The 17,327-nt window shown below is 66.7% G+C and carries 14 protein-coding genes and 1 pseudogene; 4 read left to right on the top strand and 11 right to left on the bottom strand.

Translation table 11 applies throughout. The annotated features are described in order from the left end of the window. Positions 1-8 precede the first annotated feature (8 nt). The 10 genes from ACZZZD_RS14075 to ilvD all read right to left on the bottom strand — a co-directional run bounded on the left by ACZZZD_RS14075 (position 9) and on the right by ilvD (position 11,465). The gene (locus tag ACZZZD_RS14075) at positions 9-701 is read right to left on the bottom strand and encodes a TorF family putative porin (RefSeq protein WP_463435779.1); all 693 of its coding nucleotides are present in this window, start codon (positions 699-701) and stop codon (positions 9-11) included. A 78-nt stretch (positions 702-779) separates the two neighbouring features. Further along, positions 780-2,060 (bottom strand): ammonium transporter, encoded by a 1,281-nt coding sequence (locus tag ACZZZD_RS14070; protein WP_463435778.1) that lies wholly within the window; start codon positions 2,058-2,060, stop codon positions 780-782. Positions 2,061-2,340: 280 nt separating this feature from the next. Beyond that, on the bottom strand, positions 2,341-3,447 hold the full coding sequence (gene leuB / locus ACZZZD_RS14065; protein WP_463435777.1) for a 3-isopropylmalate dehydrogenase: 1,107 nt from the start codon (positions 3,445-3,447) through the stop codon (positions 2,341-2,343). Continuing rightward, on the bottom strand, positions 3,444-4,031 hold the full coding sequence (leuD, locus tag ACZZZD_RS14060) for a 3-isopropylmalate dehydratase small subunit (protein WP_463435776.1): 588 nt from the start codon (positions 4,029-4,031) through the stop codon (positions 3,444-3,446). Before leuD ends, leuB begins: the two co-directional genes overlap by 4 nt. After that, positions 4,024-5,481 carry a 3-isopropylmalate dehydratase large subunit gene (gene leuC, locus ACZZZD_RS14055; RefSeq protein WP_463435775.1) on the bottom strand — a complete coding sequence of 486 codons (1,458 nt, stop codon included), beginning with the start codon at positions 5,479-5,481 and terminating at the stop codon, positions 4,024-4,026. Before leuC ends, leuD begins: the two co-directional genes overlap by 8 nt. Next, complete coding sequence (locus ACZZZD_RS14050; RefSeq protein WP_463435774.1) at positions 5,474-6,724, bottom strand: 2-isopropylmalate synthase; 1,251 nt, start codon at positions 6,722-6,724, stop codon at positions 5,474-5,476. The genes leuC and ACZZZD_RS14050 overlap by 8 nt, the downstream gene beginning before the upstream one ends. After that, a complete protein-coding gene (locus tag ACZZZD_RS14045; RefSeq protein ID WP_463435773.1) occupies positions 6,724-6,975 on the bottom strand; it encodes an ACT domain-containing protein in 252 nt (83 codons plus the stop codon). Before ACZZZD_RS14045 ends, ACZZZD_RS14050 begins: the two co-directional genes overlap by 1 nt. A 1-nt stretch (position 6,976) precedes the next feature. After that, complete coding sequence (gene ilvG / locus ACZZZD_RS14040; RefSeq protein WP_463435772.1) at positions 6,977-8,689, bottom strand: acetolactate synthase 2 catalytic subunit; 1,713 nt, start codon at positions 8,687-8,689, stop codon at positions 6,977-6,979. 19 nt (positions 8,690-8,708) lie between these two features. Further along, on the bottom strand, positions 8,709-9,722 hold the full coding sequence (ilvC, locus tag ACZZZD_RS14035) for a ketol-acid reductoisomerase (protein ID WP_463435771.1): 1,014 nt from the start codon (positions 9,720-9,722) through the stop codon (positions 8,709-8,711). A 3-nt stretch (positions 9,723-9,725) separates the two neighbouring features. After that, positions 9,726-11,465 (bottom strand): dihydroxy-acid dehydratase, encoded by a 1,740-nt coding sequence (gene ilvD, locus ACZZZD_RS14030; protein WP_463435770.1) that lies wholly within the window; start codon positions 11,463-11,465, stop codon positions 9,726-9,728. Between the two features lie 498 nt (positions 11,466-11,963). Here ilvD and gap point away from each other — a divergent pair, with 498 nt between their 5' ends. The 3 genes from gap to fba all read left to right on the top strand — a co-directional run bounded on the left by gap (position 11,964) and on the right by fba (position 15,561). Next, on the top strand, positions 11,964-12,971 hold the full coding sequence (gene gap / locus ACZZZD_RS14025) for a type I glyceraldehyde-3-phosphate dehydrogenase (protein WP_463435769.1): 1,008 nt from the start codon (positions 11,964-11,966) through the stop codon (positions 12,969-12,971). A gap of 163 nt (positions 12,972-13,134) precedes the next feature. Beyond that, entirely contained in the window at positions 13,135-14,331 is a 1,197-nt protein-coding gene (locus tag ACZZZD_RS14020) for a phosphoglycerate kinase (RefSeq protein ID WP_463435768.1), read from the top strand. A 144-nt stretch (positions 14,332-14,475) separates the two neighbouring features. After that, positions 14,476-15,561, top strand: coding sequence for a class II fructose-bisphosphate aldolase (gene fba / locus ACZZZD_RS14015; protein ID WP_159849712.1), 1,086 nt, complete (start codon positions 14,476-14,478; stop codon positions 15,559-15,561). 21 nt (positions 15,562-15,582) lie between these two features. On the opposite strand, the pseudogene ACZZZD_RS14010 reads toward fba, so the two are convergent. Next, positions 15,583-16,101, bottom strand: a pseudogene (locus ACZZZD_RS14010) (DUF2799 domain-containing protein); the annotation flags it as partial. 201 nt (positions 16,102-16,302) lie between these two features. Between ACZZZD_RS14010 and ACZZZD_RS14005 the strand changes: the two are divergent. Further along, complete coding sequence (locus tag ACZZZD_RS14005) at positions 16,303-17,322, top strand: RluA family pseudouridine synthase (RefSeq protein WP_463435767.1); 1,020 nt, start codon at positions 16,303-16,305, stop codon at positions 17,320-17,322. Positions 17,323-17,327 lie beyond the last annotated feature (5 nt).

Raw genomic sequence — 17,327 nt, 5'->3', positions numbered from 1 at the left:
TCGCTCGATCAGAATGCGAACTTGACGCCCGCTACGACCCGATCTTCAGCGCCGGGCACGCCCTTCACATCTGTATCGTGATAGCGAACGTCGATGCCGACGGCAGGGTCGATTGCGTATGTGACGCCGACGTTCCACGTCGCGTAGTCGTCACTGACGTCCAGAAACTGCTGACCAACTGCGCCGGAAATCGTCACCTTCTCGATCGGCGAAAACGCGCCATTCAGCTCAACGTAGGTCGCCGCTTCATCGACACCGAAGAAATCTGGCGAGTAGTAGACCGCCGCCCCGAAGGTTGCTGGGCCGATCGCTCGCGACGCAGCCGCTTTGAACTCGACGTAGTTATAGTCTGCGCCATCAGGCTCCTTGGGATAAAGGTAACCGATCACCCCGAAGTCTAGGGCATAGCCAGCAGTCTCGGTGCGGTAACCACCGTAAAAATCGACTTCAGCGCCGGTGTCGTCGCCGAAATCTACGTTGGACGCCCAGGCCCCGGCGTAAAAGGAGCCGTAGGTCGCGTCCACGCCGCCCTGAAGTGCAGCATTCTCATTCGTCTGGCTAAAACCACGGAAGACGTAGTCGCTGACGATGCCGACATTCGCCGACAGTTTTAGTTCCTCCGCCGAGGCGGGCGCCGCGAGGCCGATCAGGCCCATGGCGAGCGTTGCGGCGGCGGCCGCGCGGATGGTGGTCTTCTTCATAGTCTATCCCCTTGTTGTGCTTGTTTATTCGAGGTCAGAGAGGTCGGGCGCGGAATTAGGAGCCGCGCCCGATCTCCGTCAGTGTTCCAGCGCTTCGCCGTGAAGCGAGGTGTCCAGACCGGCGGCCTCTTCCGCCTCACTCACGCGCAGTCCCGTGGTGAACTTGCAGATGAACAGGATGATCAGCGTGCCGACGGCGCTGTAGACGATGGTCCACAGGAGCCCCAGCGCCTGGGCGCCGACATTGGCGCCTTCCGACAGGCTGTTGATCGCGGTCGTGGCGAACACGCCGGTCAGCAGGGCGCCGATCAGACCGCCTGCGCCGTGGATGCCGAAGGCGTCCAGGCTGTCATCGTAGCGCAGCAGTTTCTTGATCCACACCGACGAGGCGTAGCAGACCGGGCCGGCGATCAGACCGATGATCACTGCGCCCTTGGGATCCACGAAGCCGGCGGCCGGCGTGATGGCGACCAGACCCGCGACGACGCCCGACAGCATGCCGACCAGCGAGACCTTCTTCTTCTCGATGAACTCGACCAGCTTCCACGTCAGGGCGCCCGCAGCGGCGGCCAGAATGGTGTTCAGCAACGCCACGCCCATCAGGTCGTTGGCGGCGCCTGCGGAACCGGCGTTGAAGCCGATCCAGCCGACCAGCAGCAGCGAGGCGCCGATCATGGTCAGGACGGGATTGTGCGCCAGGATCGGCTCGACGCCATAACCCTTACGGCGACCCAGGAAGATGGCGCAGACAAGACCCGCGACACCCGAGTTGACGTGAACGACCGCGCCGCCGGCGAAGTCCAGCACGCCGGCCGAACCCAGGAAGCCGCCGCCCCACACCCAGTGGCAGATGGGCGCATAGACAAGCAGCGACCACAGGGCGGTGAACAGCAGCAGCGCCGAATATTTCATCCGCTCGGCAAAGGCGCCGGTCACCAGCGCAGGCGTGATGATGGCGAAAGTCATCTGGAAGGAGATGAACAGGAACTCGGGAATGCCCGGCAGCAGGGCGTTGGCGGTTTGCAGCGACACGCCGTTCAGGAACAGCACATCGAAGCTGCCGATATAAGGCTGAAGCCCCGCATTGGGATTGGCGCCGAAGGCCAGGCTGTAGCCGGCGATGAACCACACCAGAGACACCACGGCGAAGACGCCGACGGACTGGGTGATGGTGGCGATGACGTTCTTCTTGCGCACCATGCCGCCGTAGAACAGCGCCAGACCGGGGAGGGTCATCAGCAGAACAAGGGCGGTCGAGGTGCCCAGCCAGGATGCGCCTGCGCTGTCCAGCTCAAGCGCGGCCTGGTGGCCCAGCAGGGCAGGCGCGGCGTCCTGCGCATTGGCCGCGCCTGCGGCCATTAGACAGAGTGTTGGAAGAAGGAGCCCCGCGGCTCCCATAAGTCGTTTCGTTGTCCGCGACATGAGCTAGTACCCCCTATGCAATCTCGCAGTTGCGAAGATTTTACCGCATTTGCGATATGCGCAAGGGGCTAGACCGTGAACGGCGCAACTTTCTTGCAACGGTCACAGGTAAAAAGACGAAGACCGCACGATATTTCCATCATGCGGTCTTCTTTAGTTAAATTAAGGCCCGGACCGTCAAGGTTGGCGAACAGATTTTCGCAGCTCGTTCAGACAATCACGCCCAGTGCATCTGCACCCGGTGCGCCGCGGCCCAGTGAATGGCGCGAATGGCGTCGATGACGGCTTCGGTCGCCGCGCGCGTGCCCAGTGCGCCGCCCAGGTCGGCCGTCACGGCGCCGGCCGCCAGCACAGCGGCGACGGCGGCCTCGATCGAATCGGCCTCGTCCTCCAGCTTCAGGCTGTGGCGCAGCAGCAGGGCCGCCGACAGGATCGTGCCGACCGGGTTGGCCAGATCCTGACCCGCGATGTCCGGCGCCGAGCCGTGTATCGGTTCGAACAGACCCGGACCGCCCGCGCCCAGCGACGCCGACGGCAACAGGCCGATGGAGCCGCCCAGCACCGAAATCTCGTCCGACAGGATGTCGCCGAACATGTTCTCGGTCAGGATGACGTCGTATTCGCGCGGCTTCCTGATCAGGTGCATCGCCATGGAATCGACCAGGGCGTGCTCCAGCTCGATCTCGGGGAATTCCTCGGCATGAATGCGGGTCACGACCTCGCGCCACAGGCGGCTGGTCTCCATGACGTTCGCCTTGTCGACTGAGGTCACCTTGCCGCGGCGCTGACGTGCGGTCAGGAAGGCGGCGCGGGTGACGCGCTCGATCTCCGGCACCGTGTATTCGCACAGGTCGGTCGCGCGGTCGGCGGTGCGGGTCTTCTCGCCGAAATAGACGCCGCCGGTCAGTTCGCGGAAGACGATCAGATCGACGCCCTCGACGATCTCCTTCTTCAGCGGCGAGCGATGCGCCAGCACCGGCGAGACCTGCAGCGGGCGCAGGTTGGCGAACAGGCCCATGGCCTTGCGGATCGCCAGCAGGCCCTCTTCCGGCCGACGCTTGCCGCCGTCCCACTTCGGTCCGCCGACGGCGCCCAGCAGCACGGCGTCGGAGGCGACGCAGGCCGCGCGCGTGGCCTCGGGCAAAGGCTCGCCCGTCTCGTCGATGGCCGCACCGCCGATCAGGTGTTCGGAGAACTGGAAATCATGGCTGTAGAAGTCGCTGATGACCCGCAGCACGTCGCGCGCGGCGCGCGTCACCTCGGGTCCGACGCCGTCGCCGGGCAGCAGGACGATGTTGTAGGTCTTGGGGGCGGCGTTGGTCATCGGACGGTCTCTCTCGATCGCTCGTAGGCTTCGATCTCGGGCATGTTTGCTTGCAGCCAGCCCAGGGTGTCCACCCCGTCCAGCAGGCATTGGCGGGCGAAGGATTCGACCCCGAACGACACGGGTTCGGCATTGCCGCGCTGGATCTGCTTAGCCTGGAGGTCGATCGTGACCGGCTGGTCCGGTTGCGACGCCAGATCGTCCCAGACGGCCTGACTGACGACGATGGGCAGCAGGCCGTTTTTCAGGGCGTTCGATGTAAAAATGTCAGCGATCTCGGTCGAGATCACCGCCTTGAACCCATAGTCCAGTAGGGCCCAGGGGGCGTGTTCGCGCGACGAGCCGCAGGCGAAATTCTTGCCCGCCAGCAGGATGCGGTGCTGGGACGGGTCGATCCGGTTCAGGATGGCCTCGGGCTTTTCCGAACCATCTTCCTCATAGCGCCAGTCATGGAAGGCCGCCTTGCCCAGCCCCTCGCGCGTCGTCGTCGTCAGGAAGCGTGCCGGGATGATCTGGTCGGTGTCGATGTTGGCCTGGCTGAGCGTGACGGTTTTGGAGGTCAGCACCTGGAAGGGCTCAGACATTTTGCGCTCCTACCGTCTCGCGCGCGGCGCTCGACTGCTTGAGGGCGGCCGCCTCGTTCAGATAGACGCGCGGATCGGTCAGGACGCCGGCCACCGCCGTCGCCGCCGCCGTCGCAGGACTGGCCAGGATGGTGCGGGCGTCCTTGCCCTGGCGGCCTTCGAAGTTGCGGTTCGACGTGGATACGGCCAGTTGTCCCGGCGCGACGAAATCACCGTTCATGGCGATACACATCGAACAGCCCGGGATACGCCACTCGGCCCCGGCGGCGATGAAGACCTGATCCAGACCTTCCGCCTCGGCGTCGCGACGCACGGACTCGGAACCCGGCACCACCAGCATGCGCAGACCCGGCTTGACCTTGCGGCCGCGCAGCACGTCGGCGGCGGCGCGCAGATCCGGCAGTCGACCGTTGGTGCAGGAGCCGATGAAAACCACGTCCACCGGCTGGCTGGTCGTAGCCTCCCCGGCGGTGAAGCCCATATAGGCGATGGCCTTGCGGTCAGAATCCGACTGGGGCTGCGGCACGGGCGAACCGATGGGCGCACCGGCGTCCGGGGTCGTGCCCCAGGTCGCCATCGGGCGAATGGCGGCGCCGTCGAGCCGCACCTCTGCATCGAAGACCGCGCCCGGATCGCTGGACAGTTTCAGCCATTCGGCCGTCGCCGCGTCATAGTCGGCGGGGACGTGTTTCCTGCCGCGCAGCCAGTTGATGGTCGTCTGGTCCGGCGCGATCATGCCCGCTCGGGCGCCGGCCTCGATGGACATGTTGCACAGGGTCATCCGCCCTTCCATGTCCAGCGCGCGCACAGCCTCGCCAGCATATTCGATGACGTAGCCGGTGCCGCCGCCGAAGCCGATGGCGGCGATGACGGCCAGGGCGACATCCTTGCCCGACACGCCGGGGTGCAGTGCGCCGTCCACCGTCACCCGCATGGCCTTGGCCTTGCGCTGCAGCAGGCACTGGGTCGCCAGCACATGGCCGACCTCCGAGGTGCCGATGCCGAACGCCAGGGCCCCGAAGGCGCCGTGGGTGGCCGTGTGGCTGTCGCCGCAGACCACGGTCATCCCTGGCTGGGTCAGGCCCAGTTCCGGTCCCATGACATGCACCACGCCGCGGTCGTCCGAATCCCAACCCGCCAGCGGCACGCCGTGCGCGGCGCAGTTGCGCTCCAGCGTGTGCACCTGGGCCTCGGCCTGGGCGGTGACATAGGGTTTCAAGCCGTTCAGCCCCGCCGGCAGGGTCGGGGTCGAATGGTCCAGGGTCGCATAGGTCCGGTCCGGGCGACGCACCTTCAGCCCGCGCGCCTCGATCTCGCTGAAGGCCTGCGGACTGGTGACTTCGTGGACCAGGTGCAGGTCGATATACAGCACACCCGGCGTATCGGCCGTTTCCGACCGAACGACATGGGCGTGCCAGACCTTGTCGAACAGGGTTTTGGGATCAGGCATACTGGGCCACGACCTCGGACACGCCGTCGACCCGGTCGATGATGGCGATCAGCTCGGCATCGTTGATCTCGCCGATCTGGTCGGCGCGCTGCTTGAAACCGACGACTACAGCCGCCAGACGCTCGCCCTCGATGGGACGGCCGATGGTCTCGGCGCGCTTGGCGATGGCGTGGCGGCCCGAGTGTTTGCCCAGCACGAACCAGCTGCCCTCGAAGCCCACATCCTGGGGCCGCATGATCTCATAGGTGCGACTGTCGGCCAGCATGCCGTGCTGGTGAATGCCCGCCTCGTGGGCGAAGGCGTTGATGCCCACCACCGACTTGTTGCGGGCGATGACCGTCTCGGTGATCTCGCACAGAATCTTGGAGGCGCGCACCAGGTGGCGGCTGTCGGCGCCGGTCGTGACGCCGTAACGGTCCTCGCGGACCTTCAACGCCATGATGACCTCTTCGATCGAGGCGTTGCCGGCGCGTTCGCCGATGCCGTTGATCGCGCCCTCGACCTGACGCGCCCCGCCCTCGATGGCGGCCAGGGAGTTGGCGACCGCCATGCCCAGGTCGTCGTGGCAGTGGGCCGAAAAAATCACATGCGGATGGCGTTTATGGATGCGGGCGGACAGGGCCGCAAAACGCTCGCGCACCTCTTGCGGCGTCGCATAACCCACCGTGTCGGGCACGTTCAGCGTCCTGGCCCCGGCGTCGGCGGCGGCTTCCAGCACATCGGCCAGGAACTCCGGCTCGGTGCGGAAGGCGTCCTCGGTCGAGAACTCGACGTCGTCGAACAGGCTGCGGGCATATTCCACCGAACGCACCGCCGTCGACAGCACCTCGTTGGTGGACATCTTCAGCTTGGCGGTCCGGTGGATCGGGCTGGTGCCGATGAAGACATGGCAACGGCGGTGCGACCTGGGCGCCGGAGCCAAAGCGCGGAAGCTGGCGTCGATGTCCTTCTCGTTCGAGCGCGACAGGGAGCAGAAGACCGGCCCCTCGATCTCGCCCGCCACGCGGCGGATGCAGTCCTCGTCACCCGGCGAGGCGGCGGCGAAGCCGGCCTCGATAACGTCGACGCCCAGATCCTTTAGGACCTGGGCCATCTTCAGCTTGGCCTGGGCGCTCATCGAGAAGCCCGGAGCCTGTTCGCCATCCCGCATCGTCGTATCGAAGATGATCACGCGGTTCGGGTCCGCCGAAATCTCCTCGGTGCGGGATACGCTCGATACTCGTACCTCTTCGGGGGTAATCATTACGCGGCCTCGGATTGAATAATGTCGTTGCTGATGCGGCGCACGCCGAACAGCCGGTCGATCTGGCGACCCAGATTGTCCTTGCAACGGCCGGCGTCGCGGCCCCGCACGGTCATGGCGATGTGGCGAAAGGCGCCCTCGTCGGCCATGTTGATGCCGTCGATGTGGAAGCCCCGGCGCTCCACCAGGCCGATGAGACGCTGAAGCGAACCGTCCGCACGGTCGATCTGGATGTGGATCGTGTCGCTCATCTCAGGAGCCCTCCATCATTTCAGCATTGCTCTTGCCCGGCGGCACTAGTGGCCAGACATTGTCTCGGGGATCGATGACCACATGGGCCAGGCAGGGGCCGTCGGCGGCCAGCAGGCGCTGGATGCCGATGGACACCTGATCGCGGCGATCGATGCGGAAGGCCTCGATGCCGAAGGCTTCGGCGACCTTCACGAAGTCCGGATTGTCGGACAGGTCGATCTCGGAATAGTTCTCGGCGAAGAACAGCTCCTGCCACTGGCGCACCAGGCCCAGGGACGAGTTGTCGATCAGCACGATCTTCAGCGGGATGCCGTAACGCTTCAGCGTCGCCAGCTCCTGGATGTTCATCATGAAGCCGCCGTCGCCGGCGATGGTCACGACTGTCGCGGACGGATCGGCCAGCTTGGCGCCGATGCCTGCGGGCAGACCGAAGCCCATGGCGCCCAGGCCGCCCGAGGTGATGTGAGCTTCGGGCCGCGAGAAACGGCAATGCATGGCCGCCCACATCTGATGCTGGCCCACGTCGCAGGCGGCGACGAAATCATCGCCGGCCGCTTCGGAGATTTCCTTCAACAGGGCCGGGGCATAGACTCCCTCGCCCGGTGCATCATAGCGGTGCGCGCCGTCCTCGGCCGCGCGAGTGCAGTCGTCGGCCCAGGCCTGAATGTCCAACGCCGCGCCCGAACGCATCCGCTGCGTCAGGACCTCGACGCCCTCGCGCAGTTCGCCGACGACGGCGACATTGGCCGCGCGCAGCTTGCCGACTTCAGAGGTGTCGATGTCGAAGTGGACGATCCGGGCGTTGGGCGCGAACTCGGCCAGCTTGCCCGTCGCGCGGTCGTCGAACCGGGCGCCGACGACGATCAGCAGGTCGCTCTCCTGCACCGCATTGTTGGCGGCGCGGGTGCCGTGCATGCCCAGCATGCCCAGCATTCCCGGCGCATCCGTCGGGATGGTGCCCAAGGCGTTCAGGGTCGAGACCTGGGGGATGCCGGTGGCGGCGACGAAGGCGCGCAAGGCCTCGGTCGCGCCGCCGATCTTCACGCCCCCGCCGATATAGACCAACGGCTTCTTGGCCGCTCGGATCGCGGCCTCGGCGGCGGCGATGGCGTCGTGATCGACGCGCGCCGTCTCGTTCGGAATGGAAAAACCGTAGTCGTCGCCGGTCGTTTCGAACTGCACGTCCTTGGGCAGATCGACCAGAACCGGGCCGGGGCGACCCGACCGGGCGATATAAAAGGCTTCCTCGATCGCCGCCGGAACCTCGGCGGCCGAACGGACCAGGATCGAGTGTTTCACGATCGGCAGGGTGACGCCCAGGATGTCGATCTCCTGAAAGGCGTCGGTGCCCATCAACCCTTGCGCGACATTGCCGGTGATGCAGACGATCGGCACCGAATCCATCATCGCATTGGCGATGCCGGTGACCAAGTTGGTGGCGCCGGGACCCGAGGTGGCGATGCAGACCCCGACCCGGCCGCTCTTCCTTGCATAGGCGTCGGCCGAGAAGGCCGCGCCCTGCTCGTGGCGGACCAGGATGTGCTTCAGCCTGGATCCGGCCAGCGCGTCATAGACCGGCATGATGGCGCCGCCCGGATAACCGAACACCACCTCCACGCCCAGCCGCTCCAAGGTGGAGACCAGCAGGCGCGCGCCCGACTGGGGAACGGCCTCGGCTGAGGGTTTGAAGGCGGCGGCGGTCATCAGGATCATCCGGTCTTTACTGCTGGGCTCAGGCCGCTTCGGACTTGGGCGTGTTCAGCCAGGCCATCCGCTCGCGCAGACGGGCGCCGACCTGTTCGATCTGGCTTTCGCGGTCCGCCTTCAGCCAAGCTTCGTACTGCGGCTTGCCGGCCTCGTTCTCGGCGATCCAGTTGCGCGCGAAGGTGCCGTCCTGGATCTCTTCCAGGATGGTCTTCATGCGGGCCTTAGTCTCCTCGTTGACCACGCGCGGGCCGCTGGCGACGGCGCCGTATTTGGCCGTCTCCGAGATGAAGTGGTGCATCTTCGAGATGCCGCCTTCGTAGAACAGGTCCACGATCAGCTTCAGCTCGTGCAGGCACTCGAAATAGGCGATCTCGGGCTGGTAACCGGCCTCGACCAGGGTGTTGAAACCCTGGATGACCAGTTCCTTGGCGCCGCCGCACAGGACGGCCTGTTCGCCGAACAGATCGGTCTCGGTCTCTTCGCGGAAGGTGGTTTCCAGCAGGCCGCCGGTCGCGCCGCCATTGCCTTTGGCATAACCCATGGCCCGGTCGCGGGCCTTGCCGGTGACGTCCTTCTCGATGGCGAACAGGCTGGGCACGCCGCGACCGCGCTGGAACTCGCGACGGACCAGATCGCCCGGTCCCTTCGGCGCGACCAGGATCACGTCCATGTCGGCGCGCGGGGTGATGCGCTCGTAGATGATCGAGAAGCCGTGGGCGAACAGCAGGGCCGAGCCCTCCTTGGCGTTCGGCTCGATGATGTCGCGATAGACCTCGCCCTGGACCATGTCCGGGGTCAGGATGGCGATGATGTCCGCGCCCTTGACGGCTTCGGCCGGCTCGGCGGTCGCGACGCCGTCCTCGGTGGCGTGTTTCCAGCCCGTGCCGCCATGACGGACGCCAGCGACCACGTCATGGCCGCTGTCCTTCAGGTTCTGGGCGTGGGCGCGGCCTTGCGAGCCATAGCCGATGATGGCGATGCGCTGGCCGGCGATGGCGCCGGGGCGGATGTCTTCGTTGGTGTAGATGGTGATGGCCATGGGTCAGGCGTCCTGAGCAGCGTTGGTTTTGTGGCTTGCCGGGACTTGGGCCGGCGGCGGGTTGGGGATGGTGACGGCGCCCTGGGCCGCAGAGGAGACCGAGGCGCGGTATTTGGCGAAGACACCTCGCGCCGGGCGGACTACGTGGGGCGTAAAGCCCGCCCGGCGCGTCGCCAGATCGACATTGACGTCGATCCGGCGGTTGGTGACGTCGATGGTGATGCGGTCACCATCGCGAATGAGAGCGATCGGGCCGCCGACGGCGGCTTCCGGCGAAACGTGTCCGGCGACGAATCCGTAGCTGGCGCCCGAGAAACGGCCGTCGGTCAGCAGGGCGACATTGTCGATCTTGCGCCCCTTCAGGGCGGCGGTGACCTGCAGCATCTCGCGCATGCCCGGACCGCCCTTGGGTCCTTCGTAGCGGATGATGATGACGTCGCCCTCGCCGACCGAACCGTCCTGAACGGCGTGGAAAGCGTCTTCCTCGCTGTCGAAGACGCAGGCCGGACCTTCGAACGTGTCGACCTTGTGGCCCGTCAGCTTGATGACCGCGCCTTCGGGGGCGACATCGCCATAGATGACGGCGTAGCTGCCGCGCGCCATGACCGGGGCGTCGAAGCTGGTCACGACCACCTGGCCCGGCGTCTCCTCAGCCTCGGCGGCTTCGGCGAACAGGCTGCGGCCGGTGACGGTGGGGGTGTTCACGATCTTGCCGGCCTCGGCCATGCGTTGCGTGACCAGGCGCGTGCCGCCGGCGGCGAACAGGTGCGAGGCCAGGAAGCGGCCGCCCGGCTTCAGGTCGCAGATGACCGGCGCCTCGACGCAGGCCTGGTGGCAGTCCTCGACGCCGAAATCGACGCCGGCCTCCGCCGCAATGGCCGTCAGGTGCATGACCGCATTGGTCGACCCGCCCGAAGCCGAGACCGCGACGGCGGCGTTCTTCAGGCTGGCGCGGGTGATGTATTTGCGGGCCGTGTCGCCCGAGAAGACGCGCTCGACGATGATCCGGCCGCAACGTTCGCCTTCGGCCGCCTTGTTGGGATCGACGGCGGGCACGTCGTTGGCGCCCATCGGCGAGATGCCCATGACCGACAGGGCCATGGCCATGGTGTTGGCCGTGAACTGACCGCCGCAGGCGCCGGCGCCGGGGCAGACGGCTTGCTCGACCGCCTTCAAGCCCGCGTCGTCCAGCGCACCCGCCGAATGGGCGCCGATGGCCTCGAACACCTCTTGGACCGAGACTTCCTTCGTGCCGATCACGCCCGGCATGATGGTGCCGCCGTAATAGACCAGGCCGGGAATATCCATCCGCGCCAGGGCCATCGCCGCCGCCGGGATCGTCTTGTCGCAGCCCACGATGCAGACCACGCCGTCCAGCTGGTGGCCCTCGATGGCCAGTTCGATGCTGTCGGCGACGACCTCGCGGCTGATCAGCGACGCCTTCATGCCCGCCGTGCCCATCGAGATGCCGTCGGTGACGACGATGGTGTTGAAATCGACCGGATAGCCGCCCGCCGCGACGATGCCCGCCCGCACGTCCTTGGCCAAGCGGTCCAGGTGCATGTTGCACGGCGTGACGGTCGACCAGGTGTTGACGATGCCGATCATCGGCTTGTCGAAGTCGGCGTCCTGCATGCCGGCGGCGCGCAGATACGAACGGGCTGCGGCCCGGTTCGGGCCAGCCGTCACCGCCGCGCTGCGCGCGTTGGGCTTTCTGGGCTCTGAGGTAGAATCTTGCGTCATCGGTCCGGTTCTTTTGGAACCGCCAAGCACGAAAAACCCCGCTTCCTTTCGGGAGCGGGGTGGTGCGAGGCGATCCTGAGTGCGTTTAGGTCAGGTCGCGTGCATCCACGCCGCTTGCGTAAGCAGGCCGAGAAGTACGAGGGTAATGAGGAATACGGGGCTTTCCAGGCCGACAGGCGCGCGAACGGCCGCTGCCGCCTTCGCGGTTCGTCCCTTCGTCATGTCGCGCATCATCGTGGCCACGGGTGGCTCCCTGTTCTGACGCCAAGAAACCATAGCCGCCGGACAGGCACAACCCCTGTCGCAAAAATTTTGCGCGTTATCTCGAAAAGGACCGCCTCAAGGGTGTTTCTTGCCTGAAGCGGACAGCACCGCCTCTGGAAGCGAAACCGTCCATCACATCATGTTACGCGCGCGGGGTTGAAACCCATTCGCGACCGCTCCATTGAGACGCCCACCTATATAACGCTCGTCACACCGATCATAAGGAGCTTCCCCATGACCGTTCGCGTCGCCATCAATGGTTTCGGCCGCATTGGCCGCCTTGTCCTGCGCTCGATCGTCGAACACGGCCGCACGGATATCGAAGTCGTGGCGATCAACGATCTGGGGCCCGTCGAGACCAACGCCCACCTGTTCCGCTACGATTCGGTCCACGGCCGCTTCCCTGGCACGGTGACCTCGGGCGAAGACTGGATCGACGTCGGCACAGGCAAGATCAAGGTTACGGCGGAGCGCGACCCGGCCAACCTGCCGCACGCCGAACTGAAGGTGGACATCGCCTTCGAATGCACCGGCATCTTCACGTCCAAGGACAAGGCCAGCGCCCACCTGAAGGCCGGCGCAAAGCGCGTCCTGGTCTCGGCCCCCGCCGACGGCGCCGACAAGACCATCGTCTTCAAGGTCAACCATGAGGTCCTGACCGCCGACGACATCGTCGTGTCGAACGGTTCGTGCACCACCAACGCCCTGGCCCCGGTGGCCAAGGTGCTGAACGACCTGTTCGGCATCGAGCGCGGCTATATGACCACCATCCACTCCTACACCGGCGACCAGCCGACGCTGGATACGATGCACAAGGATCTGTACCGCGCCCGCGCCGCCGGCCTGTCGATGATCCCGACCTCGACCGGCGCCGCCAAGGCCCTGGGCCTGGTCCTGCCGGAACTGAAGGGCAAGCTGGACGGCTCGTCGATCCGTGTCCCGACCCCGAACGTTTCGGTCGTGGACCTGAAGGTCGTCTCCGGCCGCGACGTGACGGTCGAAGAGATCAACGCCGCGCTTCAGGCCGCCGCCGACGGTCCGATGAAGGGCGTGCTGTTTACGACGACCGACCCGCTGGTCTCGCACGACCTGAACCACATCGCCGCGTCGAGCACCGCCGCCCTGCCCCAGACCCAGGTCGTCGACGGCAAGCTGGCCCGCGTCCTCAGCTGGTACGACAACGAATGGGGCTTCGCGACCCGCATGGCCGACACGGCCCTGGTGATGGCGAAGTTCCTGTAAGCCGAAACCGTCTCCTCCCCACAGCGTGGGGAGGGGGACCACGACGTGGGGGAGGGGCTCTTCCTCCGCATAGAACTCGGGGCCAGAGCCCCTCCGTCACGGCGCAAGCGCGCCGCGCCACCTCCCCATCGCTTCGCGACAGGGAGGAGACAGGGAAACGACCATGACCTTCCGCACCCTCGACGACGCTCATGACCTCGCCGGCAAGACGGCCCTGGTCCGGGTGGACTTCAACGTCCCGATGGAGGGCGGCAAGGTCACGGACGACACCCGGCTGCGGGTGGCCCTGCCGACGATCCAGCGTCTGCGCGACGCCGGCGCCAAGGTCGCGCTGCTGGCCCACTTCGACCGCCCCAAGGGTCAACGCGTCCCGTCCATGAGCCTGAAGCCGGTCGTCCAGCCGCTGGAAGAACTGCTCGGCGCCCCCGTTCGCTTCGCCGACGACTGCATCGGCCCGGACGCCGTGGACGCCATCCGCGACCTGGACGCCGGCGGCGTAGTCCTGCTGGAGAACGTGCGCTTCCACGCCGCGGAAGAAGCCAATGATCCGGTCTTCGCCCAGAAACTGGCCGACCTGGGCGACCTCTACGTCAACGACGCCTTCTCGGCCGCCCACCGCGCCCATGCCTCGACCGAAGGGATCGCCCACCACATTCCCGCCTACGCCGGCGAATCCATGCGCCGCGAACTCGACGCCCTCGACGCCGCCCTAGGCAATCCGCAAAAGCCGGTCCTGGGCATCGTCGGCGGGGCCAAGGTTTCGACCAAGCTGGACCTGCTTAAGAACCTGGTCGGCAAGCTGGACCGGCTGGCCATCGGCGGCGGCATGGCCAACACCTTCCTGTTCGCCCAGGGCATCGACATCGGCGGCTCGCTGGCCGAACGCGACATGGCCGACACCGCGCGCGAGATCATGGCCGAGGCCGAGGCGCAGGGCTGCAAACTACTGCTTCCCGTCGATTTCGTGGTCGCGACCGAGGTCAAGCCCGGCGCTGCATCTCGCCCCGTCACCGCCGGCGCTACGCTGTCGGCCGACGACAAGATCCTAGACGCCGGCCCCGCCACGGTCGCGCGACTGCTGGAAGCCCTGACCGCCTCGAAGACCCTGATCTGGAACGGTCCGCTCGGCGTGTTCGAGGTACCGCCCTTCGACGCCGCCACCGTGACCGTCGCCCGTCATGCGGCCGCCTTGGCCAAGGCCGGCGTGCTGGTGGCCGTCGGCGGCGGCGGCGACACCGTCTCGGCCCTAAACCACGCGGGCGTCTCGAACGACATGACCTTCGTCTCCACCGCCGGCGGCGCCTTCCTGGAATGGATGGAGGGCAAACCCCTGCCCGGCGTCGAGGCCCTGCTCGCCTAATCGTCGGCGATGCAGGCGGATCTCGCCTGCGTCCCGGCCCTCCGAATCACGCTAAAACGGCTGTAACGCGGCGTGACTTCAGCACGCCGCGCGGCTAGTCTCTCGCCCAATCAAAAAAGACTACTCGGCTCAGGAGACTACCCAATGGCGCGCATCACGCTGCGACAGCTGCTCGACCACGCGGCAGAGAACGACTACGGCCTGCCCGCCTACAATATCAACAATATGGAACAGGGTCTGGCGATCATGGAGGCGGCCCATGAGGTCAATGCTCCCGTGATCATTCAAGCGAGCCGGGGCGCCCGGAACTACGCCAACGACATCGTCCTGGCCAAGCTGATCGACGCCCTTGCCGAGCTTTATCCGCACATCCCGGTCTGCATGCACCAGGACCACGGCAACGGCCCGGCGACCTGCGCCACCGCCATCCAGTACGGCTTTACGTCGGTGATGATGGACGGCTCGCTGGAAGAGGACGCCAAGACCCCCGCCTCCTACGACTACAACGTCGACGTCACCCGCCGCGTCACCGAAATGGCCCACGCCTGCGGCGTCTCGGTCGAGGGTGAACTGGGCGTGCTGGGCTCGCTGGAGACCGGCATGGGCGAGGCCGAAGACGGCCACGGCTTCGAAGGCAAGCTGGACCACTCGCAGCTGCTGACCGATCCGGACCAGGCCGTCGATTTCGTCGCCGCCACCAAGGTCGATGCGCTCGCCATCGCCATGGGCACCAGCCACGGCGCCTACAAGTTCTCGCGACAGCCGGACGGCGAAGTCCTGGCCATGAACGTGATCGAAGAAATCCACCGCCGCCTGCCCAACACCCACCTGGTGATGCACGGCTCGTCCTCGGTGCCGCAGGACCTGCAAGACATCATCAACCAGTACGGCGGTGAAATGCCCCAGACCTGGGGCGTGCCGGTCGAGGAGATCCAGCGCGGCATCAAGCACGGCGTGCGCAAGGTCAACATCGACACCGACAACCGCATGGCCATCACCGGCGCCATCCGTAAGGCTCTGGCTGAAAAGCCGGGCGAGTTCGATCCGCGCTTCTATCTGAAGCCCGCCAAGGAGGCGATGAAGAAGCTCTGCATGGAGCGCTACGTCCAGTTCGGCTGCGAGGGCCAGGCGTCCACGATCCGTCCGCTGTCCACCGCCCAGATGGCCAAACGCTACGCCTCGGGTGACCTGGACCCGTCCTTCCGCGGCGCGTCCGTCAAGGCCGCCTGATCGGGGCCGCCTGAGCCACGTCTAGACCGGGTAGCGGCCGCTCAGCTCGCGCCGCACCCGGCGAACCTCCCCTTCGGCCTGACCCAGTGCGTCGCGCGCGTCTCGAGCGTTGCGGCGCGCATCGCGGATTTCGCCCCGGACTTCCTGGATGCGATCGCGGATCCGGTCCCGCTCCTCGTCCGTCAGGCCCTCGCCCCGCAGTTCGTTCTGCTTGGCCTCCAGCTTGTCCTCGCGATTTTCGATCCGGTCCTCGGCGCTGCTCAGCGCGCTTTCCGCCGTCTCGAAGGCGTCCTCGACCGCATGCAGCCTCAGCCCGTCCTGATAGGCGGGCAGGAACGCCTGCTCCTCCTCCGGCCGACAGACCCCGTAATAGGTATTGCCCGCCCGCCCCTCGGCCCATCCCCGCTCGAAGGTGCAATAGGACCGCAATCCGTCCTGGCGCGCCGAGCCGTAGGCCGCCGGATTGGGCGCGACCTGATATTTGGCGCAGGCCTTGGCGTGATCGTCCAGCCGCGTGATCGGATAACCCGATGTTCCGTCGGCATAGCCCTTCTCGCCCTAGGCCCCGGCCAGGCACTGATCCTTGCTCATGGTCGTGCAACTGCCCAGCAGCGCCGCCACGGCGACCGCGCCCCCGGCGATCATCAACCGTGTCATCGGATACCCTCTTACGCCCCCAAGCTTGACTATCGCCCCACGTACGCCCCTCGCGCAAGCTGCCGGTCGTGCTAGGTAGGCCCGGTGTCCGACCCTGACCTGATCGACGACGAAGACCTGCCGCCCGCTTCCACCCCCGCCGAGGTGCTGGAGGCGCGCATCGACGCGTCCGGCGTTCGCCTGGACAAGGCCCTTGCCGACGCCTTTTCGCCCCTGTCGCGCGCCCGGCTGCAGGCCCTGCTGGCCGAAGGCGCTGTCACCCGCGACGGCACGGTCCTGACCGGCGGTTCGGCCAAGGCCCAGCCCGGCCTCTACGTCGTCGCCCTGCCGCCCGTCGCGCCCGCCACGCCCCAGCCGCAGGCCATCCCCTTGACCGTCCTCTACGAGGACGCCGAGCTGATCGTCATCGACAAGCCCGCAGGCATGGCCGCCCATCCGGCGCCCGGTACGCCCGACGGCACCCTGGTCAACGCCCTTCTGGCCCACTGCGGCGACAGCCTGTCGGGCATCGGCGGCGTCGCCCGCCCCGGCATCGTCCACCGGCTGGACAAGGACACCTCCGGCGTCATGGTCGCCGCAAAGACTGATCGCGCCCACCAAGGCCTGTCGGCCCTGTTCGCCACCCACGACATCGAGCGCACCTACATCGCCCTGACCCGCGGCGCCCCGTCGCCGTCCAAGGGGCGCATCGAAACCCGCATCGGCCGTTCCACCGGCGACCGCAAGAAGATGGCCGTGCTCAAGGCCGGTGGCCGCGAGGCTGTCACCGACTATGTCGTTCAGGCGACCTTCGGCGAACCGGCCAAGGCCGGCGGCGCCCCCATGGCCGCCCGCGTTGCCTGCACCCTGCACACCGGCCGCACCCACCAGATCCGCGTCCACCTGTCGTCGAAGGGCTCGCCCATTCTCGGCGACGCGACCTATGGCTCTGGCAGCCCCGCCATCCCCGTCCGCGCCGCCATCGCCGAGGCGGAGCTGTCGCGCCAAGCCCTCCACGCCGCCGTCCTGGGTTTCGTCCATCCCGCCACCGGCGAACAGATGCGCTTCGAAACCTCTCCTCCGACTGATATGCTGCGCCTCGAAGCCCTGCTGTCCGAACTCTGAGACCC

The organism is Brevundimonas sp. AC546 (assembly GCF_979258305.1).
This window is presented reverse-complemented; position numbering and strand designations above follow the sequence as displayed.